A 20,318-nucleotide genomic window follows, 5' to 3' on the forward strand; every position below is an offset into this window, starting at 1 on the left:
GGCTCACGGCAGCGTGATGAGCGCGATGCTCCCCGCCGCCGCGACGGCCAGCCGGGTGCCGTCCGGGTGGAGGGCGGCGACGGGGGTCCGGACGTGACTGCCGCCGAAGCAGGCGGATTTGACGGGCACCTCGACCTCGGGCCACTCCGCGACGACGCGCCCGGTGGCCGTGTCGAGCAGCCGTGGGTGGCCGGGGAACGAGATCACCTGGTCGCCACGGGGCAGCAGCAGCACCCCCGGCTCGGCATCGCCGACGGGACTGCGGTGGAGCCAGCGCCCCTCGGACACGGACCACACCCCGAGGTGGCGCGGCGGCAGCCCGGCCGTCTCCTCCTCGTCCCACTCCTCCGAACCCGCCGCCAGCACCAGCCGGTCGGCGTCGAGCCAGCAGCCCGCCGTCACCTCCCCGCTCATGACCGCCGCGGTCGGCAACAGGCCCTCGCCGTCCAGGGTGCCGGGGTCGGTGAGCGCGAGCGTCGTGTCGTAGACCCTGGCGATCCCGAAGGGCTGCCAGACCCAGCCGACCGAGAGCAGGTACCGGCCGTCCGGGCTCAGGCCGAGCCTGGAGTGGAAGACGTCCTGCGGCTCACGCCCGCCGGCGGTCAGCCGCTCGCCACTCGCGGCATCCTCGATCTGGAGCACGTTGTATTCGTCGGGGCAGTGCACGACGACCTCACGCCCGTCGCCCAACTCGCCCAGGGCGAGCGGGTAGTCGTAGTCCGGTGCGTGGTAGTAGCTGCGGTTCAGCTCCCGCACGATCCGTTCGCCGTCGAGCAGCATGCCCTTCGTCCCGCGCTCCTGGTACACCGCCGCATAGGGTCCCGGGACCGAGGCGGTCCCGGCGTCGAACGGAAACGCCCAGTCGAAGGCCGCCCTCCGCTCCGTGCCGTCCGGGCCCCAGCGCCGACCGCCCCCGACCACGCAGACCAGTTGGTCACCTTGCCACGCCAGCGACTTCGGCGCCGCGCTCACCGGTATCGACTCCACGGTCATCGATGCCTCCGCATTCGGAGCACCTCGGCAGGCCTCCCGCCGGGAATCTATGGGACCCGCGCAGAAGGCGCGTACGATTTTCGCGGGTCCCGTCCCTACCCCTGTCCCTACCCCTACCCCTACCCCTACCCGTCGTCCCGGCACAGGCAGAAGGGACGACCGGCGGGGTCGAACAGCACGCGTACGTGGTCCTGCGGCTGATCCGGCGCGAGTACCGCTCCCAGGGCGACGGCCTCGGCCACCGCCGCGTCCAGGTCGGCCACCTGGAAGTCGAGGTGCATCATCGTGCGCTGCTCACCTTCGACCGGCGGCCAAGTCGGCGGCCGATATCCGGCAGCCTCCTGGAACACGATGTACACGGCTCCCTGCGGCGGCGCGACGACAGCCGTCCCGGGCTCCTCGTGCACGATCGGCCACTCCAGCAGCTCGGCGTAGAAGCGGGCCAGGAGCGCGGGGTCCGGTGCCTCGACGGCTGTTCCCCACCACATGCCGCTCGTTCGGGATCGCATGGTTGACGCTACCGCGGCGCCACGGACCCTGCGTTGAACAGACCGACGAGCCGCTGCTCATTGGCGTGCCCTGTCCCATGTCGGGGGGGGTACCGCTTCTTCCTCGATCCCCTTCCGCCTGCTGCTGGCCGCCTAGAGCCTGTCCGGCGGATCCGGTGACCGGCTGGCCTCGGGGCCATCGTCCTGTTTGTGGGGCGGAGCGATCTGACGAACGATGAGTGGGCACGACTCTCACCGCATTTGCCGAAGCTCGGTCGCCGAGGCGGACGGTGGAGCGATCACCGGAAAGTGATCAACGGGTTTCTGTGCCGGATCCGTTCGGGCGTACCGTGGCGGGGACTTGCCAGAGCGGTTCGGAAACTGGGAGACGGTGTGCGAACGCCATCGCCGCTGGTCCGCGGATGGGACCTGGGATCGGATTCTCCAGGCATTCCTGACCGATGCCGGCGCAGAAGGGCGGATCGACCGGAGCATGGTGAGCGTGGACTTCACCACCTGCCGGGCCCACCAGCACTCGGCCGGGACACCGCGCAGAGTGCCCCGGATCCCGAAGAGACGGTCGATTCCTCGCCGGCACCGGCCCGATGAGGGACTCGGCCGTTCCCGCGGCGGCCTCACCTCCAAGATCCACCTTGCCGGGGAGGGCGGCTGCCGGCCGCTGGCCACGCTGATCACGCCTGGCCAGTGGAGCGACAGCCCTCAACTCGTCCCGGTGCTGGAACGCATCCAGGTCGAGCGCCCTGGCGGCGGGCGTCCCCGGACGCGGCCGGATCATCTCGGCGGCGATAAGGCGTACAGCTCCCTCCGCAACCGCCGTTACCTGCCTAGACGCCAGATCAGGCACACGATCCCGGAGCCGAGGAATCAGCTAGCGAACCGTCGGCGCCGCGGCAGCAAAGGAGGTCGGCCCGCCAGCTTCGACAATCAGATGTACTAGCGCCGTAATGAGGTCGAGCGCACGATCAACCGGATCAAACACTTCCGGGCGGTGGCGACGCGCTATGATAGGCGCGCCTACGTCTTCCACGGAACTGTCACCGCAGCCTCGATCCGCCTCTGGATCAAGCCCTGATCAGCCCGCCCTCGGCACCGCGGCCACAACTGCAAGAAGCGCCCTGGAGCGCACGGCGCCGGGCTCCGACAGGCAGAATCTGAAAGCCGCCCGCTACTCCAGTACCGATCGGAAGGCGCGCTCGCCGATGCCTTGCATCAGCGGGTTGTCCGCCGAGTGCGACAAGAAGACCAGGGACAGGGCGAGCGCCCACCCGCGGGCTCGTTTCCAGGTGGCGTCGTCCGCGCGGCCGTACGCGTGGCGAAGGGCGGCACGCTGCTCCGCCGTGAACAGCATCCAGGCCACGGACAGGTCAGCGGCGGGATCGCCGGAGGTGATGTCACCGAAGTCGATCACGGCGCTGATCCGGCCGCGGTCGACCAGGATGTTGGCCGGGGGCAGGTCCCCGTGCAACCACACCGGCGGCCCGTCCCAAGCGGGCGCCGCGGCAGCCGCCTGCCAGATCTGCCGTGCTGTGGCGCGGTCAGCCTGATCCACGTGCGCCAGCCCGGTCAGGACGCCCTCGGCGCGTCCGGCCAGCGGAATCCCGCGAAACGAGTTGACGGGCGCCTGTGATGGAGCCGGGACGTGCAGCGCATCAAGAAAACCGCCGAGGGTTGTCGCAGCCGACCAGGGGTCGTCGGGCTCCGACCGGGCCGCGATCAGACCCGGGAAGAACGGTACGACGCTCCAAGCCCACGGGTACTCAGCCGTCGGCTGGCCGACGCGCACCGGCGCCGGCACGGGCAACGGCAGGCGGTCGGCCAACTCCGGCAACCACCGTTGCTCGTGCGAGACGAGTTCAGCGGCCATAGCGCGCCGCGGCAGCCGGACGAGGAACTCCTCGCCCAACCGGCACACAAGGTTGTCCCAGCCGTTCGCCAGCACCTCGATGGGCAGGTCCGCCAGGTCGGGGTGCTGCTCGCCGAGTAGACGGCGCACCAAGTCGACAGAGACCGAAACCTCTGCGGCGGGCATTCGGTGAACTGTCACAGCCAGAACTCTACGGCGGCGGCCCGGCGCGCTTGGAGGCCAGAGAGCCCATGGGGCTTGCTCGTGTCGCTGGTCTTCCTCGTCAGCTGGTCCCAGGTGTCGCGCGCTCGCTGCGCGGACGCGAAGAGACGCGGGAGCCGGTTGAGTACGTCCTCAAGTACGTACAACGCGAAGATGACCTCGCCAGCGATGGCGAGAATGAAGAGGATGGCTGCACTGTCCACCGATCCTTACCTTCCCTGTAGCGGGTCGGACCGGGACACTCGCGCTGACGTGCGCGCAGATGTTCTCGGGGTTGGGGTCGGTCCAGCCGACCCCGCTCACTATTTGATCTAGGTGAGGTTCCGGACTCAATCGGTAGCCGGTCCACGTCAAGGCACCTGGTGCGAAGTGCACGTGGCCAACCCGCCAGCTCATGAACGGCCCTGGGTCGAACTTCGGGCTCATGTAAAACCAGGACCTTGTTGGCGCCATAGCTCATCTCGCCGTAAATGGAACAGAGCATGATGAAGCCTCGCCCGATTTAGTGTGGGCGAGGCTCAGTCGCAGGTCAGAAGGGGTTTCAGGTGCTGTCTGGGGCGTCACCCGTGGTGGGGGCAGGTGCAGCGGGGTATGAGCAGGATGTCCCGGCCGTGAGGGAGGGGGATGTCCCGGGTCTGGCGGCAGTCCTGGTGCAGCTTCCCGTAACCCGGCTGCTGGGCGAGGGCGCACTCCGCGGACATGGTCGAGGTGTCCTCGGTCGGGGCGCTCACGGGAAGATGCCGCCGCTGCTGAACGAGTTCATGGCGCGGGTCCGTTCGGCCACGGCCCGCAATCGCTCCTCGTCCGTGGCTCGGCGGACGTGAGCGGGGTCGGCGTCCCACTCTCGCCCTTCGGCCACCGGGCGCAGCTGGATGTACGGACCCTCGCGCCCCATGACGTACCCGAGCCGGTCGCTGGCGGTGTCGATGACCAGGGTGCCGGCGGGCTCCTCGGCGGTCACTCGTGAGCCCCCTGGTCAAGTGCCCTGGCCAGGCGGAGGGCCACGTCGGCACGGACGCGCCCCAACTCGACCAGATTCAGATCTGGGTTGACGAGGTCGGTGCCCAGCGATGGGAGAACGATCCCGGCTCGGTCCAGCGCTGCCCGCAGGGTCTCGACTGCCTCGCGCGGGTCGGTGTCCGGCGCGTTGCGCCAGTCCGTTGTGTTCGTGGCCATGAACAGGACCGTAGGAAGCCAGCGTTGGCACCGGCCATGCGATGTTCTCGAATGTTCTCACCCTTGGATTGGTTGTTCTCCTGTGGTCTCATGGAGGGGCGTGCACGCTGTAGTAGGCGGCTTCGGATGCGCCGATGCTGGGGGTGGCAGATCTCTACTCCGAGGGAGACGACCATGGCCCGACAACTGCGCTTCAATGGCACGGACAGCAAGAACGGTGGATGCCCCGCCGTGCACGAGGACATCGAGTCCGGCGAGATCATCGTGCAGGGACCGCCCCTGACCGACCCGGTCGATCTAGCCCGCCTCAGGCACATCGGCCCGGACGACGTGGCGGTGGTCGTGCCGCGCGAACTGCTCGTCAACCACGGCCCCAAGGAGATGGAGCGCGTGTCGGAGATCATCGGCCGGGACGAGTTCGGCCAGCTCTTCCGCACCTTCGAGCACACGGCTTGGCGCCTGGAGACCCGTCGGGGCTATGCCTCCGACCGCGCGGACCCGACCTACGCCGAGTTCGTCGGGACAGACACCATCACCCTCGACTACGACGACGACTGGTCCAGGAACATCCGCAACCAGACTCTCCTCGGGAAGTCGATCGGGCGCGTCCGGATCGTTGACGAGCCACCGACCGAGGGCCAGCTGTTCCTGCTCGCCGACTCGCCCCGCAACACGGCGGCCGGAGAGGACATCCGCTGCCTGCCGCGCGGTGAGGCCGAGGCCCGCCTGCTGGGCAGCGAGGACTTCTGGATCTTCGACAGCCGCCTGGTCGCCCGCCTCAACTTCGACAGCGAGGACGTGTTCCACGACGTCGAGGTCATCACCGAGCCCGCCGAGGTGTTGCGGTACGTCCAGCTGCGTGACGCTGCGATGCACGGCGCCGTCCCCTGCGGCGAGTTTGCCGCCCAGCTGCGCAAGGCCTGACGAGCTGCCGGTGAGCACGGACTACCAGCAGGCCCGGGAAGCTCTCGGGGTACGTCTCCGGGAACTGCGCCTCTCGGCCACCTCAGGACGGCTCACCGGCCCTCAGCTCGCCCAGCGGCTGGGCTGGCCGCATTCCAAGATCTACAAGCTGGAGAACGGCAGGCAGACCGCCACGCCCGAAGACCTGCGCGCCTGGGCGGACGGCGTCGGGCAGCCCGACGCTTTCGATGAACTGGACACCCGCCTGAAGGGGTTCGAGTCCCACATCCGCTCGTGGCGCCGCCAGCTCGCTGCCGGACACAAGCCCGTCCAGGACAGCTGGAACCTGGAGATCGACCGGTCCAGGGCCATCTATGCGTGGGAAGAGTCCGTCATCCCCGGCATGTTGCAGACCGCCGACTACGCGCGGCACATCTTCCTGCGGTACGCCGACCTTCAGAACTCGGTGCGGGACACCGACGCTGCTGTCCGGTCCCGGATGAAGCGCCAGGAGTGGCTGTACCAGGCGGGGCGGAAACTGCACGCCCTCGTGTGGGAGGCGGCCCTGCGTGCGCTCGTCTGTCCGCCCGCCGTCCTCGCGAGTCAGCTCGACCGGCTGGCCGGCATCATCGGCATGGACACCGTGGAACTCGGGATTGTTCCTCTCGGAGCGCCGCTGAAGATCCCCACCGCGAACGGCTTCTGGGTCCTGGACGACAGGCTTGTGATCGCCGAGGACTGGCACGCGGAGCTTTGGCTGGACGATGCCGACAGCATCGCCCTGTACTGGAAGGTCTGGAAGACTCTGAGCGAGTCCGCCGTCTACGGCTCCGACGCCCACAACGTCATCAACGCCGCCCGCCGTGCCCTCAACCCCCACAGTTGACGCAGGGCCCGGCCGTTGTCGTCACCCAAGCTTGAAAGGGCGACGGCCCTCCGGACCCCGATGAAATGTTCAACCGCCCGTTTCCCGGTGCCCCCCCCAAGGAGATCGAGCCGGCGAAGGCCGTGTTCCTGAAGCGGCTGAGTCCCGGACCCGGGTCCGGGACTCGCCACCCCATCGGGAACGCCTCGCCCTGAGGTCCGGCGGAAACCGTCAGGTAGCCGTCTGCGGCTGCATCACCCCCACCTTGGCGGTCGTCCCCCGCCCCGGCTGCCGCAGCAGCAGGGCCACCCCTGCCGCCAGCATCGAGATGCCGCCGGCCAGGGCGTAGGCGCCGTTGTAGCCCCAGGCGCCGACGACCATGGAGCCGAGGCCGCCGCCGAAGAGGCCGCTGATGAGCTTGCCGCTGTAGACGAGGCCGTAGTTGGTGGCGTTGTAGTTCTCGCCGAAGTAGTCCGGGGTGAGGGCGGCGAAGAGCGGGTAGAAGGCGCCGCCGCCGAAGCCGGAGAGGAAGGCGAAGAACAGGAACAGCCACTCGCTCTTGATGTCACCGGCCCAGATCACGCCGAACTGGGCGAGCCCGAGGACGACGATGACGAAGACCAGGGTCGGTTTGCGGCCGAGGCGGTCGGAGAGCCAGCCGACGACGCCGCGGCCGATGCCGTTGATGACCGCCATCACACCCATGGAGGAGGCCGCGACGAGCGGGCCGAAGCCGACGTCCTTCGCGAAGTCCACCTGGAAGGAGATGCCGAAGATCGACACGCCGGCCGTCATGACGATCGCGATCCACATCAGCGGGAGCATGCCGGTGCGGATCGCCTCCTTCGGGGTGAACTGGCGTACCGCAGGCGGGTTCTTGGTGACGGACGCGCCGGTCCTGGTGTCGGTCCCGTGCGTGAGCGGGTCGATGTCGGCCGGCCACCAGTTCTTCGGCGGGTCCTTGAAGAAGAACGCGGTGACCAGGACGACGACCATCACGTACGCGCCGATCAGGTCCAGGACGCGGTGGTAGTTCGCCGTGTCGAAGGCGTAGTTGAAGATGAAGATGAAGGGGAGCGAGCCGTAGGCGAAGCCGCCGTTCACGAACCCCGTGCGGGCGCCCCGGCGTTCGGGGAACCACTTGCCGACCATGTTGATGCAGGTCGCGTAGACCAGACCGGAGCCCAGTCCGCCGATCACGCCGAAGCCTATGATCGCCAGCCATATCTCGCTGATGTGGGAGAGGGCCAGGAAGCCGATCAGGCACATCACGGAGCCGGTGTACATGGCGCGGCGGGCGGTGAGGATGCCCTTCTCGCGCAGCCAGCCCGCCGGGAAGGCGATGCCGGCCTGGAAGAACACCCAGACGCTCAGGATCCAGAAGGTGTTGGACTGGGTCCAGCCGTGCGCGTGCGAGAGGGTGTCCTCCGCGGAGCCGTACGCGTACTCGAAGACGCTGATGGCCATCATGGCGATCCACGGCAGGTACACCATGATGTTGCGGGAGTGGCCGAGGATGTCCCGGTCGGTCTCGCCGATCCGGTACACCCGGCCGCGGGCGTCCGTGACCTCGCGGTACGGACGCCGTCCGGCGTCGGTGCTGTTCGTGGCTACAGGGTCTGCCGTCATGTCACGCCATCTCCTCGCCGAGCGGCTGCGGGTTGGGGACGATGCGCCGGGCGCTGGGCCTGCCCGGTGCCTTGAGGAAGAGGGCCAGCACTGCGGAGGCCAGGCCGACGGAGCCCGCGAGCACGAACGCGCCGTGGTAGTCCCACTCACCGACGACGACCGCGCCCAGACCGGAGCCCACCAGGCCGGAGATCAGCTTGGAGCTGTAGACCATCCCGTAGTTGGTGGCGTTGTTGTTCTCACCGAAGTAGTCCGCCGTCATGGCCGCGAAGAGCGGGAAGATCGCCCCGCCGCCGAACCCGGAGACCATGGAGCAGAACAGGAAGAACGGCATGCTGTGCATCTGGCCGGAGACCAGTACGCCGAACTGTGCCGTGCCGAGCACGATGCAGACGATGATGAGCGTGTGGCGGCGGCCGTACCGGTCGGAGATCCAGCCGATGACGCCGCGCCCGGTGCCGTTGACGATCGCCTTGAGGGACATGGCGGTGGCCACGATCCCGCCCGCGAACCCCATGTCCTTGCCGAACGGCACCTGGAAGGCGATGCCGAAGATATTGATCCCGGCCGTGCAGAGCAGACAGAACCACATCATCCACAGGACGGGGGTACGGGCGGCCTCCTTCGGGGTGTACTGCTTGACGGCCGGCGGGTTCTTCTCCAACGCCCGCCGTATTTTCGGGTCCTGAGTGGCCTTCAGCGGATTCACGTGCGGCGGCCACCAGTTCTTCGGCGGGTCCCTGAAGAACCAGCCCGCCGACGCCACCACCAGACACAGTCCGATGCCGACGGAGGTCAGCAGGACCTTGTAGTTGCCCAGGTCGAGGACCGAGGTGAAGAGGAAGACGAAGGGCACGGATCCGTAGGCGAAACCGCCGTTCACGAAGCCCGTCTTGCCGCCCTTGCGCTCCGGATACCACTTGCCGACCATGTTCACGCAGGTCGCGTAGACGAGACCGGCGCCGATGCCGCTGCACATGCCGAAGCCGAGATAGGCGACGACCACGTTCGGTGCGAACGCCAGCGACACGTAGCCCAGCAGCGTGCCCACCGCGCCGATCAGCATGGCCGTGCGGGCGGGGAGCCGACCGCTCTCCCGCAGCTGCCCGGCCGGGAAGGCCACGGCCGCCTGGAAGAACACCCAGACGCCCATCAGCCAGAAGATGTGCCCGCTGCTCCACAGATGCGCCTCGTGCAGCGTGTCCTCCGCCGACGTGAACGCGTACTCGGCGGAGCTGATGCCCATCATGCCCACCCAGGGCAGGATGACCATCCATTTCCGTGTCCGGCCCATCAGATCGACATCGCGTTCGCCGATCCGGTACCTGCGGCCGTTGCGGTCCGTCACCTCCCTGAAGGGGACGGACGCCGTTAGATCGATGGATGACATGTTCGCTCAGCACCCCTTGCGTCGAAAGCTCTGGCCAGCGCCCCCTGTCCAATGCCTTTCGTGCGCGCACGGGTCCCGGGGCCGGCCGGGGACGCGCTCCGCCGGCCGGCCCCTTCCTCGGCTACGTCATGACCCGCCCCCCAACCGGTCGCTGCCCAGCAGCCCGGCCGCCCGCGCCCAGCGGTACTTGGCGCCGAGCACGGCCACCGGCCGTTCGGTCGTGTACGGGTACGCCACGACCCCCCGCTCGTACAGGTACTGGCAGGCCTCCTCGACCTCGACGTCCCCCGCGAGCGAGGCGACGACCGGCTTCTCGATGCCCCGCTCCCGGAACTCCGCGACCACCCGCGCGGTCAGCTCCGCGAACACCATCGGCGGGGTGACGATGGTGTGCCAGTAGCCGAGGACGAGCGCGTGGATCCGCGGGTCCTCAAGGCCCAGCCGGATCGTCGCCTCGTACGTCGACGGCGGCTCGCCGCCCGTGATGTCCACCGGGTTGCCGGCGGCGCCGAACGGCGGGATGAAGCGCCGGAACGCTTCGTCCAGGTCCGGCGGTATCTCCATCAGGGTCAGCCCGTTGTCGGTGATCGCGTCGGAGAGGAGAACGCCACTGCCGCCGGCGCCGGTGATGATCACTACGTTGTCGCCCTGCGGGGGCGGCAGCACCGGCAGGCCGCGCGCGTACTCCAGCATGTCGTTCAGGCCCGGCGCCCGGATGACGCCCGCCTGCCGCAGGATGTCGTCGTACACCGCGTCGTCGCCCGCGAGCGCGCCCGTGTGCGAACCGGCCGCCTTGGCCCCGGCCGCGGTACGGCCCGCCTTGAGGACCACAACGGGCTTCTTGGGTACGGTGTTTCGCGCCGCCTCGACGAAGGCGCGGCCGTCCTTCAGGTCCTCCAGGTGCATCGCGATGCACTCGGTGTGCGGGTCCTCGCCGAACCAGGTCAGCAGGTCGTCCTCGTCCAGGTCCGACTTGTTGCCGAGGCCGACGATCGCCGACACACCCGTCTTGGTGGTGCGTGCGAAGCCCAGGATCGCCATGCCGATGCCGCCCGACTGGGAGGTCAGCGCCACCCCGCCCTTCACGTCGTACGGCGTGCAGAACGTGGCGCACAGGTCCTGCCAGGTGGAGTAGTAGCCGTAGATGTTCGGGCCGAGGAGACGGATGCCGTAGCGCTCGCCGATCGCGACGATCTCCTCCTGGAGTTCGTGCTCGCCGGTCTCCGCGAAGCCGGAGGGGATCAGGACGGCGTTGGGGATCCGCTTCCGGCCCACCTCCTCCAGCGCCGCTGCCACGAACCTGGCGGGAATGGCGAAGACTGCCACGTCCACCTCTCCGGGAACGTCCGTGACACTCTTGTACGCCTTGCGGCCCAGAATGTCATCGGCCTTGGGGTTCACCGGATGGATCTCCCCGGCGAAGCCGCCGTCCACGAGGTTGCGCATCACCGAATTGCCGATCTTGCCCTGCTCGTTGGAGGCGCCGATCACGGCGACGGAGCGGGGCTGCATCAGCCGGCGCATGCTCTCCAGGATCTCGTCGCGCGTGTACTTCCTGCGCTCATGCGGCTGCTGCTCCGCGAGGATGATCCGGATGTCGGCGGCCACCGCGCCCTCCGCCGTGGCGATCACCGGGTTGAGGTCCACCTCGGCGATCTCCGGGAAGTCCGCGACCAGTTGGGAGACCCGGCGGATCTGCTCGGCGACCGCCCACCGGTCCACCCCGGCCTGCCCGCGCACCCCGCGCAGCACCTCGGCCGCCTTGATGGAGTCCAGCATCGACAGCGCCTCGTCGGCGGAGACGGGCGCGAGCCGGAAGGTCACGTCCTTCAGCACCTCGACCAGCACCCCGCCGAGCCCGAACGCGACGACCTTCCCGAAGGTCGGGTCGGTGACCGCGCCGACGATCACCTCCGTGCCCTTCGGCAGCAACTCCTGCACCTGGACGCCCTCGATGCGTGCGTCGGCGTCGTAGGCACGCGCGTTGTCGATGATCCGGTGGAAGGCGGCCCGCACGTCCGCCGCGCCCTCCACCCCGACGACGACCCCGCCCGCGTCGGTCTTGTGCAGGATGTCCGGCGAGACGATCTTCATGACCACGGGCGCGGCGAAGCGTGCCGCGTACGCCACCGCCTCGTCGACGTCGGTGGCCAGTTCCTCGCCGGGTACGGCGATCCCGTACGCGTCGGCGATCACCTTGCCCTCCGGCGCGGTGAGGGCGGTACGGCCCTCCGCCCGCACGGCGCCGAGGAGTTCGCGGACCCGCAGCTCCCGGTCCTCTGCCATCACGTCAGATCACTCCGTTCGACTTGAGCAGGCGCAACTCCTCGTCGCCGAGGCCGAGTTCGCCGATGTAGACCGCTTCGTTGTGCTCGCCCAGGAGTGGCGAACTGGTCACGTCCACGGGGGAGTCGGAGAGCTTGAGCGGGCTGCCGACGGTGACGAACTCGCCGCGCTCGGGGTGCGGGACGGTGACCACCATCTCGTTGGCGACCAGCGACTCGTCCTCGATGATCTCCTTGGTGGAGAGGATCGGCCCGCACGGGATGTTGTGGGCGTTGAGCTTCTCCAGCACCTCCCACTTGGGGAGCGTCGAGGACCACTCCTCGATCAGCTGGAACATCTTGTTGAGCTTGGGGAGGCGGGACTCCGGGGTCGCCCACTCGGGGTCGTCCGCGAGCTCCGGGCGGCCGATGAGCTGGGTGATCGGCTGCCAGCCGACGGGCTGCACGATCACGTACACGTAGTCGTTCGGGCCGCCCGGCGCGCACTTGACCGCCCAGCCGGGCTGGCCGCCGCCGGAGGCGTTGCCGGAGCGGGGCACCTCGTCGCCGAAGTCCTCGTTGGGGTACTCGGCGAGCCGGCCGTGGGCCAGCCGCTGCTGGTCGCGGAGCTTGACCCGGCAGAGGTTCAGTACGGCGTGCTGCATGGCCACGTTGACGCGCTGGCCGCGGCCGGTGTGCTCGCGCTGGAAGAGTGCCGCCAGTATTCCGGCTACTGTATGCACTCCCGTGCCCGAGTCACCGATCTGCGCGCCGGTGGCCAGCGGCGGCCCGTCCTCGAAGCCGGTGGTCGCCATCGAGCCGCCCATCGCCTGGGCGACGACCTCGTACGCCTTGAAGTTGGTGTACGGGCCGTCCCCGAACCCCTTGATGGACGCGTACACGATCCGCGGGTTGATCTCCTTGATGCGGTCCCAGGTGAACCCCATCCGGTCGACCGCGCCGGGGCCGAAGTTCTCCACCATCACGTCCGAGCGCCGGATCAGCTCGGTCAGGAGTTCCTTGCCGCGCTCGGTCTTGGTGTTGAGGGTGATGCTCCGCTTGTTGCAGTTGAGCATCGTGAAGTAGAGGGAGTCGACGTCCGGGAGGTCGCGCAGCTGCTTGCGCGTGATGTCACCGGACGGCGCCTCCAGCTTGACCACGTCCGCGCCGAGCCAGGCGAGCAGCTGGGTGGCGGAGGGGCCCGACTGGACGTGCGTCATGTCGAGGACGCGAATGCCCTCAAGTGCCTTGGTGGTCATGGGCGTTCCACCTCACTTGTACATGGTCTGGTTCATGGTTCCGGGGGCGTACGCGTCCGGGTCGACCCAGACGTTGATCAGCGACGGCTTGCCGGACTCGCGGGCCCGGCGCAGGGCGGGGCCGATGTCCGCGGGGTCGCGGACCTCCTCGCCGTAACCGCCCAGCATCTGGGCGAACTTGTCGTAGTGGACGTCGCCGAGGGTGTTGCCGACCCGCTCGCGCTCCTTGCCGTACTTGGCGGCCTGGCCGTAACGGATCTGGTTCATCGAGGAGTTGTTGCCGACGATGCCGACGAAGGGGAGGTCGTAGCGGACCAGGGTCTCGAAGTCCCAGCCGGTGAGGGAGAAGGCACCGTCGCCGAAGAGGGCGACCACCTCCTTGTCGGGGCGGGCCTGCTTGGCGGCGAGCACGAAGGGGACGCCGACGCCCAGGGTCCCGAGCGGCCCCGGGTCCATCCAGTGGCCGGGCGACTTGGGCTGTACGACCTGCCCGGAGAAGGTGACGATGTCGCCGCCGTCGCCGATGTAGATCGAGTCCTCGGTGAGGAAGTCGTTGATCTCGCTGACCAGGCGGTACGGGTGGATGGGGGAGGCGTCCGACTTCAGGCTCGGCAGCCGCTTCTCCAGCGCGGTCTGCTCGGCCGCGCGCAGCTCGTCCAGCCACTCCTTGCGCCGGGAGGCGCCCCCGTTGACGCGCCCTGAGGCGGCCTCGGTCACCGACTTCAGGACCAGGCCCGCGTCGCCGACGATCCCGAGGTCGATGTCCCGGTTCTTGCCGACCGTGCGGTAGTCGAGGTCGATCTGCACGACCGTCGCTTCCGGGGAGAGCCGCTTGCCGTAGCCCATGCGGAAGTCGAAGGGGGTGCCGACGATCACGATGACGTCGGCGTTGGAGAAGGCGTACCGGCGGGAGAGCTGGAAGTGGTGCGGGTCGCCGGGCGGCAGGGTGCCGCGGCCCGCGCCGTTCATGTACGCCGGGATGTTGAGGGTCCGGACCAGCTCGATGGCGTCCGCGGTGCCGCGGGTCGTCCAGACCTGGCTGCCGAGCAGGATGGCCGGCTTCTCGGCGTGCACGAGGAGGTCGGCGAGCTTCTCGATCGCCTCGGGGTCGCCGGCCGAGCGGGTCGAGGCCCGGTAGGCGCCGGCCTTGGGGACGCGGGCCTTCGACGCCGGCACCTTGGCGTCGAGGACGTCGCGGGGTATCTCCAGGAAGGAGGGGCCGGGCGCGCCGTGGTAGCACTCGCGGAACGCCATGGAGACCATGTCGGCGGCGCGGGCGGTGTCCGGGACGGTCGCCGCGAACTTGGTGATCGGCGTCATCATGTCGACGTGCGGGAGGTCCTGCAGGGACCCCATCTTGTGCTGGGTGAGCGCCCCCTGGCCGCCGATCAGCAGCATCGGGGACTCCGCGCGGAAGGCGTTGGCGACCCCGGTGACCGCGTCGGTCGTACCCGGTCCGGCGGTGACGACCGCGCAGCCGGGCCTGCCGGTGAGGCGCGCGTAACCGTCGGCGGCGTGGGCGGCCACCTGCTCGTGGCGGACGTCGACGACTTCTATGCCCTCGTCGACGCAGCCGTCGTAGATGTCGATGATGTGGCCGCCGCACAGGGTGTAGATGCGGTCGACCCCCTCGGCCTTCAGCGCTTTGGCAACGAGATGACCACCGGAAATCACGTCCTGGGTGTCGTCGGGCATGGCGAAGTCCTGTCCCTTCGTAGGGGGTTGGAAGGCTCTCGCGGTACATTGCATACAGTCGACGAATACTGTATGAACCTTGTTATCCCGCATCCGGTGGGTGGTGTCCAGGGGGCGTGCGGCACTTTTCGGTCGTCGGAGTTCGGCCTCGTCCGGCCTCTCGGCGACCTCTCGACGGACTTCGCAGACAGGAGCCGGAATGGACCTGTACGAACACCAGGCAAGGGAACTCTTCGAAGATCACGGCATCGTGGTGCCGAGGGCCGAGGTCACCGACTCGCCCAAGGAGGCCCGGGAGATCGCCCGCCGGCTCGGCGGCAGGGTCGTCGTGAAGGCGCAGGTCAAGACCGGCGGCCGGGGCAAGGCGGGCGGCGTCAAGCTCGCCGCCGACCCGGCCGCGGCGGAGCTCACGGCACGTCAGATTCTCGGCATGGACATCAAGGGGCACACGGTCGGCAAGGTGATGCTGGCCCAGCCCGTCGACATCGACAGCGAGTTCTACGTCTCCTACGTCCTCGACCGGGCGGCCGGCGGCTTCCTCGCGATCGCCTCCGCGGAGGGCGGCACGGAGATCGAGGAGGTGGCCGCGACCCGCCCGGAGGCGGTGGCCCGGATCCCCGTCGACCCCGCGGCCGGCGTCACCTCCGCCAAGGCCCAGGAGATCGCCGCGGCCGCCGGACTGCCGCCGCAGACCGTCGACGTCCTCGTACGGCTCTGGCAGGTGCTGGTCCGCGAGGACGCGCTGCTCGTCGAGGTGAACCCGCTGGTGCGCACCGAAGAGGGCCGGATTCTGGCCCTCGACGGCAAGGTCACCCTTGACGACAACGCCCGTTTCCGGCAGTCACGTTGGGGCGCGGAGGAGGGCGAGCACCACGACCCGCTGGAGGCGGCGGCCGCCGCGAAGGGACTCAACTACGTCAAACTCGACGGCGAGGTCGGCATCATCGGCAACGGCGCGGGCCTGGTGATGTCCACCCTCGACGTGGTGGCCGGCTGCGGTGCGCGGCCCGCCAACTTCCTGGACATCGGCGGCGGGGCGTCCGCGCAGATCATGGCCGACGGCCTGTCGGTGATCCTCTCCGACCCGTCGGTGAAGTCGGTCTTCGTCAACGTCTTCGGCGGAATCACCGCGTGCGACGCGGTCGCCGACGGCATCGTCCGGGCCCTGGAGACCGTCCGGCTGACCAAGCCCCTGGTGGTCCGCCTCGACGGCAACAACGCGGCCCGCGGCCGGGCGATCCTCGACGGCCGCGCGCACCCCCTGGTCGAACAGGCCACCACCATGGACGGCGCCGCCCGCCGCGCCGCCGAACTCGCCACCACCGCCTGAGGAGTCCTGTCATGGCGATCTACCTCACCAAGGAGAGCAAGGTCCTCGTCCAGGGCATGACCGGCGCCGAGGGCATGAAGCACACGCGGCGGATGCTCGCCGCTGGGACCGACGTCGTCGGCGGGGTCAACCCGCGCAAGGCCGGGCAGACCGTCGACTTCGACGTCCCCCGGAGCCTTGAGGGCCTGGGAGGCGCCCCCGGTGCCGTCCCGGTCTTCGGCACGGTCGCCGAGGGCATGGCGGCGACCGGCGCCGACGTCACCGTCGTCTTCGTGCCGCCCGCCTTCGCCAGGGCGGCGGTGCTGGAGGCGGCCGACGCCGGCATCGGCCTCGCCGTGGTGATCACCGAGGGCATACCCGTCCACGACTCGGTGGCCTTCACGTCGTACGCCAGGCGGAACGGCACCCGGATCATCGGCCCCAACTGCCCCGGCCTGATCACCCCCGGCCAGTCCAACGCGGGCATCATCCCGGCCGACATCACCAAGCCCGGCCGTATCGGCCTCGTCTCCAAGTCGGGCACCCTGACCTACCAGCTCATGTACGAGCTGCGGGACATCGGCTTCTCCACCTGCGTGGGCATCGGCGGCGACCCGGTCGTCGGCACGAACCACATCGACTGCCTGGCCGCCTTCCAGGACGACCCCGACACCGAACTCGTCGTCCTCATCGGGGAGATCGGCGGCGACGCGGAGGAGCGGGCCGCCGCCTACATCCGGGAGCACGTCACCAAGCCGGTCGTCGGCTACATCGCCGGGTTCACCGCACCCGAGGGCCGCACCATGGGCCACGCGGGTGCCATCGTCTCCGGTGCGGCCGGCACTGCGCGGGCCAAGCAGGAGGCGCTGGAAGCGGTCGGGGTACGGGTGGGGAGCACGCCGACCGAGACCGCCCGGCTGGTGCTGGAACTCCTGGAAGCCGGTGGATGACCATGGTCCTCGTCCGCAAGCCCGGCACCGGCTGGGACGACGCCTGGGCGCGCTGTCTCGACCTCGCCCCCGAGGCGTTCCGGGACGACCGCGTCCGCAACCTCTGGGCGGGCACCTGGCGGCCCGACGGCCGCCCGCTCCCCGCGACCAGCCCCGTCGACGGCAGCCCCATCGTCGGCGCCCCGCGCCTCGACCATGCCACCGCGCACCAGGCCGTCCGCGCCTGCCTCGACCAGCACCGCGCCTGGCGGTACGTCCCGCTGGAGGAACGCCGGGCCAGGGTCGCGGCCACCCTGGACGCCCTCACCGAACACCGCGAACTCCTCGCCCTGCTGCTCGTCTGGGAGATCGGCAAGCCGTGGCGGCTGGCCCAGGCGGACGTGGACCGGGCGATCGACGGGGTGCGCTGGTACGTCGACGGCATCGGGCCGATGCTCGCCGGGCGGGCCCCGCTGGACGGGCCCGTGTCCAACATCGCCAGCTGGAACTATCCGATGAGCGTGCTCGTGCACGCGGTACTGGTCCAGGCCCTGGCGGGCAACGCGGTGGTGGCGAAGACCCCGACCGACGGCGGGGTCGCCTGCCTCACCCTCGCCTGCGCACTGGCCGCCCGGGAGGGCCTGCCGGTGACGCTGCTCAGCGGCAGCGGGGGCGAGCTGTCGGAGGCGCTGGTGCGGGCGCCCGAGATCGGCTGCGTCTCCTTCGTCGGCGGCCGGGACACCGGGGCTGCGGTGGCCACGGCCGTCACCGACCTCGGCAAGCGGCACGTACTCGAACAGGAGGGACTCAACACCTGGGGCATCTGGAACTTCACCGACTGGACCGCGTTCACCGCCGTCGTCCCCAAGCTCTTCGACTACGGCAAACAGCGCTGCACCGCCTACCCGCGCTTCGTCGTCCAGCGCGAACTGTTCGACGAGTTCCTCACGGCCTACCTCCCGGCGGTCCGCCGGCTCAGGATCGGCCACCCCCTGGCGGTCGCCGACCCCGCCGACCCGCTCCCCGAGCTGGACTTCGGGCCGGTGATCAACGCGGCCAAGGCCAAGGACCTGACCGACCAGGTGGCCGAGGCCGTCGACCGCGGCGCCGTCCCGCTGCACCGCGGCAGCCCGGCCGACGCCCGCTTCCTGCCCGGCCAGGACACGTCGTCGTACGTCCACCCCGTCACCCTCCTCAACCCGCCCCCCTCCTCACCGCTCCACCACGCGGAACCCTTCGGCCCGGTCGACACGATCGTCCTGGTCGACACCGAGGCCGAACTGCTGGCCGCCATGAACGCCTCCAACGGCGCGCTGGTCGCCACCCTCTCCACCGACGACGAGGCCACCTTCGCGCGCCTGGCCCCGCAGATCCGCGCCTTCAAGATCGGCCACGGGAAGCCACGCTCCCGCGGCGACCGGGACGAGCTCTTCGGCGGCTTCGGCGCGTCCTGGCGTGGCGCCTTCGTCGGCGGGGAGCTGCTCGTGCGGGCGGTGACCCGGGGGCCGGCGGGGGAGCGGCTGCCGGGGAACTTCCCGGAGTACCAGCTGACGCCCTGACCGGGCGCACCTCTCATGCCGTGGCGCGCCCCTTACCCGGGCGCGCCCGGTGACGGACTCCGGGGTGCGGTGCCGCGGCCCGGTCACGCTCCGGAGCTTCGCCCGCCCGGCGCCCGGCGCCCGCCCGGTGACCGGCCGAGGCGGGTCGCAGGGCGCCGCTTCCCGCCTGCCGCCGCCCTCCCGGTGACGGACCGGCCACGCGCCGTGACCCGCCCCCCACCTGCGCCGGAGCCGACGGAAACGCAGGTGAAAGGCACTCCGAAAGCTTGGTATTGTTGTCCATGTCGCCGCGGGGAACACCCCCGGCCAGGCGGCAGACACCTAGTCCGGGTGGCGGAATGGCAGACGCGCTAGCTTGAGGTGCTAGTGCCCTTTAACGGGCGTGGGGGTTCAAGTCCCCCCTCGGACACCAGCAAAGACCCCACTTCACGTGGGGTTTTCTGCATTACAGGGCTGTGGCGTGACCAACCACGTGACCAACAGCCTGGAGAATCCCCAGGTCAGACCAGGGATGACAAGCCGATACGGGCCGCGCTGGAAGCGGCCAGCTTCTTGGCACCCTCGGCGCGGCGCCTGCCGTACCGGGTCATCGTGTAGCCCGGCGAGTGATGCCGGGCGTTGGCAGAGACCTCTACGGGGTTCTCGTGGTTATCGAGATCGTTCGTGATCTTCGATGCCCGCCAGTCGTGCAGTCGGAAGTCCTCGGGCAGGCGCAGACGGTTGCGGGCGGTGCGCCACCGAGCAGAGACCTTCTCGGGGTCCTGCGGTCCACCGGCGAGAGTGTTCTTCTGGAGCTTGAAGCCGTCACGGGCGTACACAAGCCCGTGCTCCACCCAGCGAAGGCCAAGTTGTTCCTTCTCGGCCTGCTGGCGCTCTCGCTGCCATTTGAGGACGTTCATCAGAGCTTGGTCGACATAGATGATCGCGTTGTCGTCTCCGTCCTTGGTGAGTTTGCGGAGCCTGTAGGTGTTGCCTTCCTCGACCACCACCCAGGCCAGTTCAATGGCGCAGTCGTCCCAGTGGATGAGGTCCCACATCCATCCGAGAACTTCGCTGCGGCGGCACGAGGTAGCCGCGTAGGACGTCCACAGCGGGGCGTCCCGAAGGCAGTGATGCGTCAGACCACCGTCACAGACCCGGTTGCCGCACGGGGTCCATATCTCGCGCAGGAAGTGCGCCGTCTCCGAGTCGTTGAGGGTGGGGAAATCCGGCTCTGCCGCCTTGATCTGGCGTTCGGTGGGCGGGTTCGCCGTGTGCGCCGGATTCACCGAGAGGAGCTTTCTCGGACCGGTCACCGAGTCGAGAGCGGCCGAAATGATGTTGTGGATGTGGCGGACGCTCTTGGGACCGAGCGGCTTGCTGCCGTTGGTCTCGACGGGCGCAGTCTCCAGATGCCTGTACAGATCGTCCAGACGCTCATCCGTCATCTCCACCACCTTCTCACCTCCTATGTTGGGCTTGATGTGAAGCCGGATCTTCGGCTCGTATCCCTCTTTGGTCGTGTCCTCGCCCCGGTGATTACCCATCCACCTGTCGAGAAGCTGACCCATGGTCATGTCCGAGCGGGGAGTGAGGTTTCCGTCCTCACGGTCGCTGTGCCATTTCCGCAGCGCCTTTTCCGCTTCGGTCTTGGTCTTGAACTCCCGTCCTATCCAGTAACGCTCTTTCTCCTTGGATGCGGGATTGAGGTGCAGGGGCGTGCGCACGCCCCAGGTGTTCGGTCTGCCCTTGCGCGGGATCTCCACCGGAGTCCCCCCGAGCCCGTTTCCGCGC

At 69.2% G+C, this 20,318-nt stretch carries 18 protein-coding genes, 1 tRNA gene and 1 pseudogene; 7 read left to right on the forward strand and 13 right to left on the reverse strand.

Annotation, left to right across the window (positions count from 1 at the left end):
- Positions 1-3: 3 nt before the first annotated feature.
- Together ACFZB3_RS03215 and ACFZB3_RS03220 are read right to left on the reverse strand one after the other, a co-directional pair.
- Positions 4-993 (reverse strand): hypothetical protein, encoded by a 990-nt coding sequence (locus ACFZB3_RS03215; protein WP_391368776.1) that lies wholly within the window; start codon positions 991-993, stop codon positions 4-6.
- 125 nt (positions 994-1,118) lie between these two features.
- Positions 1,119-1,502, reverse strand: a complete 384-nt coding sequence (locus ACFZB3_RS03220; RefSeq protein WP_391368779.1) for a VOC family protein — start codon at positions 1,500-1,502, stop codon at positions 1,119-1,121.
- A 189-nt stretch (positions 1,503-1,691) separates the two neighbouring features.
- Here ACFZB3_RS03220 and ACFZB3_RS03225 point away from each other — a divergent pair.
- Positions 1,692-2,574: pseudogene (locus ACFZB3_RS03225) on the forward strand (IS5 family transposase).
- A 93-nt stretch (positions 2,575-2,667) separates the two neighbouring features.
- On the opposite strand, the gene ACFZB3_RS03230 reads toward ACFZB3_RS03225, so the two are convergent.
- The 5 genes from ACFZB3_RS03230 to ACFZB3_RS03250 all read right to left on the reverse strand — a co-directional run bounded on the left by ACFZB3_RS03230 (position 2,668) and on the right by ACFZB3_RS03250 (position 4,743).
- Positions 2,668-3,531: a phosphotransferase gene (locus ACFZB3_RS03230; protein WP_391368784.1), complete on the reverse strand. Its 864-nt coding sequence runs from the start codon at positions 3,529-3,531 to the stop codon at positions 2,668-2,670.
- 11 nt (positions 3,532-3,542) lie between these two features.
- Positions 3,543-3,770, reverse strand: coding sequence for a hypothetical protein (locus tag ACFZB3_RS03235; RefSeq protein WP_391368786.1), 228 nt, complete (start codon positions 3,768-3,770; stop codon positions 3,543-3,545).
- A 357-nt stretch (positions 3,771-4,127) separates the two neighbouring features.
- The gene (locus ACFZB3_RS03240) at positions 4,128-4,298 is read right to left on the reverse strand and encodes a hypothetical protein (protein WP_391368789.1); all 171 of its coding nucleotides are present in this window, start codon (positions 4,296-4,298) and stop codon (positions 4,128-4,130) included.
- A complete protein-coding gene (locus tag ACFZB3_RS03245; protein ID WP_391368792.1) occupies positions 4,295-4,528 on the reverse strand; it encodes a hypothetical protein in 234 nt (77 codons plus the stop codon). The genes ACFZB3_RS03240 and ACFZB3_RS03245 overlap by 4 nt, the downstream gene beginning before the upstream one ends.
- On the reverse strand, positions 4,525-4,743 hold the full coding sequence (locus tag ACFZB3_RS03250) for a hypothetical protein (RefSeq protein WP_391368794.1): 219 nt from the start codon (positions 4,741-4,743) through the stop codon (positions 4,525-4,527). The genes ACFZB3_RS03245 and ACFZB3_RS03250 overlap by 4 nt, the downstream gene beginning before the upstream one ends.
- Positions 4,744-4,917: 174 nt before the next feature.
- On the opposite strand from ACFZB3_RS03250, the gene ACFZB3_RS03255 reads away from it, so the two are divergent.
- Together ACFZB3_RS03255 and ACFZB3_RS03260 are read left to right on the forward strand one after the other, a co-directional pair.
- Complete coding sequence (locus tag ACFZB3_RS03255; RefSeq protein WP_391368797.1) at positions 4,918-5,667, forward strand: DUF6879 family protein; 750 nt, start codon at positions 4,918-4,920, stop codon at positions 5,665-5,667.
- Positions 5,668-5,677: 10 nt separating this feature from the next.
- Positions 5,678-6,532: a Scr1 family TA system antitoxin-like transcriptional regulator gene (locus ACFZB3_RS03260; RefSeq protein ID WP_391368800.1), complete on the forward strand. Its 855-nt coding sequence runs from the start codon at positions 5,678-5,680 to the stop codon at positions 6,530-6,532.
- Positions 6,533-6,742: 210 nt separating this feature from the next.
- On the opposite strand, the gene ACFZB3_RS03265 is transcribed toward ACFZB3_RS03260, so the two are convergent.
- The 5 genes from ACFZB3_RS03265 to ACFZB3_RS03285 form a co-directional block, all read right to left on the reverse strand.
- Entirely contained in the window at positions 6,743-8,140 is a 1,398-nt protein-coding gene (locus tag ACFZB3_RS03265; protein WP_391368803.1) for an MFS transporter, read from the reverse strand.
- Between the two features lies 1 nt (position 8,141).
- The gene (locus ACFZB3_RS03270; RefSeq protein WP_391368806.1) at positions 8,142-9,530 is read right to left on the reverse strand and encodes an MFS transporter; all 1,389 of its coding nucleotides are present in this window, start codon (positions 9,528-9,530) and stop codon (positions 8,142-8,144) included.
- A gap of 126 nt (positions 9,531-9,656) precedes the next feature.
- Positions 9,657-11,816, reverse strand: coding sequence for an acetate--CoA ligase family protein (locus ACFZB3_RS03275; protein WP_391369733.1), 2,160 nt, complete (start codon positions 11,814-11,816; stop codon positions 9,657-9,659).
- A 4-nt stretch (positions 11,817-11,820) separates the two neighbouring features.
- Positions 11,821-13,053 carry a formyl-CoA transferase gene (frc, locus tag ACFZB3_RS03280; RefSeq protein WP_391368810.1) on the reverse strand — a complete coding sequence of 411 codons (1,233 nt, stop codon included), beginning with the start codon at positions 13,051-13,053 and terminating at the stop codon, positions 11,821-11,823.
- 12 nt (positions 13,054-13,065) lie between these two features.
- Complete coding sequence (locus tag ACFZB3_RS03285) at positions 13,066-14,748, reverse strand: thiamine pyrophosphate-binding protein (RefSeq protein WP_391368812.1); 1,683 nt, start codon at positions 14,746-14,748, stop codon at positions 13,066-13,068.
- A gap of 199 nt (positions 14,749-14,947) precedes the next feature.
- Between ACFZB3_RS03285 and sucC the strand changes: the two genes are divergently transcribed.
- From sucC to ACFZB3_RS03305, 4 genes are all read left to right on the forward strand, one after another.
- On the forward strand, positions 14,948-16,078 hold the full coding sequence (sucC, locus tag ACFZB3_RS03290) for an ADP-forming succinate--CoA ligase subunit beta (RefSeq protein WP_391368815.1): 1,131 nt from the start codon (positions 14,948-14,950) through the stop codon (positions 16,076-16,078).
- A gap of 11 nt (positions 16,079-16,089) precedes the next feature.
- Positions 16,090-17,007 carry a succinate--CoA ligase subunit alpha gene (gene sucD, locus ACFZB3_RS03295; protein ID WP_391368818.1) on the forward strand — a complete coding sequence of 306 codons (918 nt, stop codon included), beginning with the start codon at positions 16,090-16,092 and terminating at the stop codon, positions 17,005-17,007.
- The gene (locus tag ACFZB3_RS03300; protein WP_391368821.1) at positions 17,004-18,545 is read left to right on the forward strand and encodes an aldehyde dehydrogenase family protein; all 1,542 of its coding nucleotides are present in this window, start codon (positions 17,004-17,006) and stop codon (positions 18,543-18,545) included. Before sucD ends, ACFZB3_RS03300 begins: the two co-directional genes overlap by 4 nt.
- 324 nt (positions 18,546-18,869) lie before the next feature.
- Positions 18,870-18,957, forward strand: a tRNA-Leu gene (locus ACFZB3_RS03305).
- A gap of 88 nt (positions 18,958-19,045) precedes the next feature.
- Here ACFZB3_RS03305 and ACFZB3_RS03310 read toward each other — a convergent pair.
- A complete protein-coding gene (locus tag ACFZB3_RS03310; protein ID WP_391368824.1) occupies positions 19,046-20,290 on the reverse strand; it encodes a hypothetical protein in 1,245 nt (414 codons plus the stop codon).
- Between the last annotated feature and the right edge of the window lie 28 nt (positions 20,291-20,318).

The sequence above is a fragment of the Streptomyces sp. NPDC008092 genome, from assembly GCF_042957285.1.
Taxonomy (GTDB): Bacteria; Actinomycetota; Actinomycetes; order Streptomycetales; family Streptomycetaceae; genus Streptomyces.

Excerpts from the sequence above, each read along its gene's own strand:
- sucC (WP_391368815.1), top strand. The coding sequence starts at position 14,948 with ATGGACCTGTACGAACACCAGGCAAGGGAACTCTTCGAAGATCACGGC.
- ACFZB3_RS03270 (WP_391368806.1), bottom strand. The coding sequence starts at position 9,530 with ATGTCATCCATCGATCTAACGGCGTCCGTCCCCTTCAGGGAGGTGACG.
- ACFZB3_RS03250 (WP_391368794.1), bottom strand. The coding sequence starts at position 4,743 with ATGGCCACGAACACAACGGACTGGCGCAACGCGCCGGACACCGACCCG.
- sucD (WP_391368818.1), top strand. The coding sequence starts at position 16,090 with ATGGCGATCTACCTCACCAAGGAGAGCAAGGTCCTCGTCCAGGGCATG.
- ACFZB3_RS03215 (WP_391368776.1), bottom strand. The coding sequence starts at position 993 with ATGACCGTGGAGTCGATACCGGTGAGCGCGGCGCCGAAGTCGCTGGCG.
- frc (WP_391368810.1), bottom strand. The coding sequence starts at position 13,053 with ATGACCACCAAGGCACTTGAGGGCATTCGCGTCCTCGACATGACGCAC.
- ACFZB3_RS03275 (WP_391369733.1), bottom strand. The coding sequence starts at position 11,816 with ATGGCAGAGGACCGGGAGCTGCGGGTCCGCGAACTCCTCGGCGCCGTG.
- ACFZB3_RS03220 (WP_391368779.1), bottom strand. The coding sequence starts at position 1,502 with ATGCGATCCCGAACGAGCGGCATGTGGTGGGGAACAGCCGTCGAGGCA.
- ACFZB3_RS03285 (WP_391368812.1), bottom strand. The coding sequence starts at position 14,748 with ATGCCCGACGACACCCAGGACGTGATTTCCGGTGGTCATCTCGTTGCC.
- ACFZB3_RS03300 (WP_391368821.1), top strand. The coding sequence starts at position 17,004 with ATGACCATGGTCCTCGTCCGCAAGCCCGGCACCGGCTGGGACGACGCC.
- ACFZB3_RS03255 (WP_391368797.1), top strand. The coding sequence starts at position 4,918 with ATGGCCCGACAACTGCGCTTCAATGGCACGGACAGCAAGAACGGTGGA.
- ACFZB3_RS03265 (WP_391368803.1), bottom strand. The coding sequence starts at position 8,140 with ATGACGGCAGACCCTGTAGCCACGAACAGCACCGACGCCGGACGGCGT.
- ACFZB3_RS03230 (WP_391368784.1), bottom strand. The coding sequence starts at position 3,531 with ATGCCCGCCGCAGAGGTTTCGGTCTCTGTCGACTTGGTGCGCCGTCTA.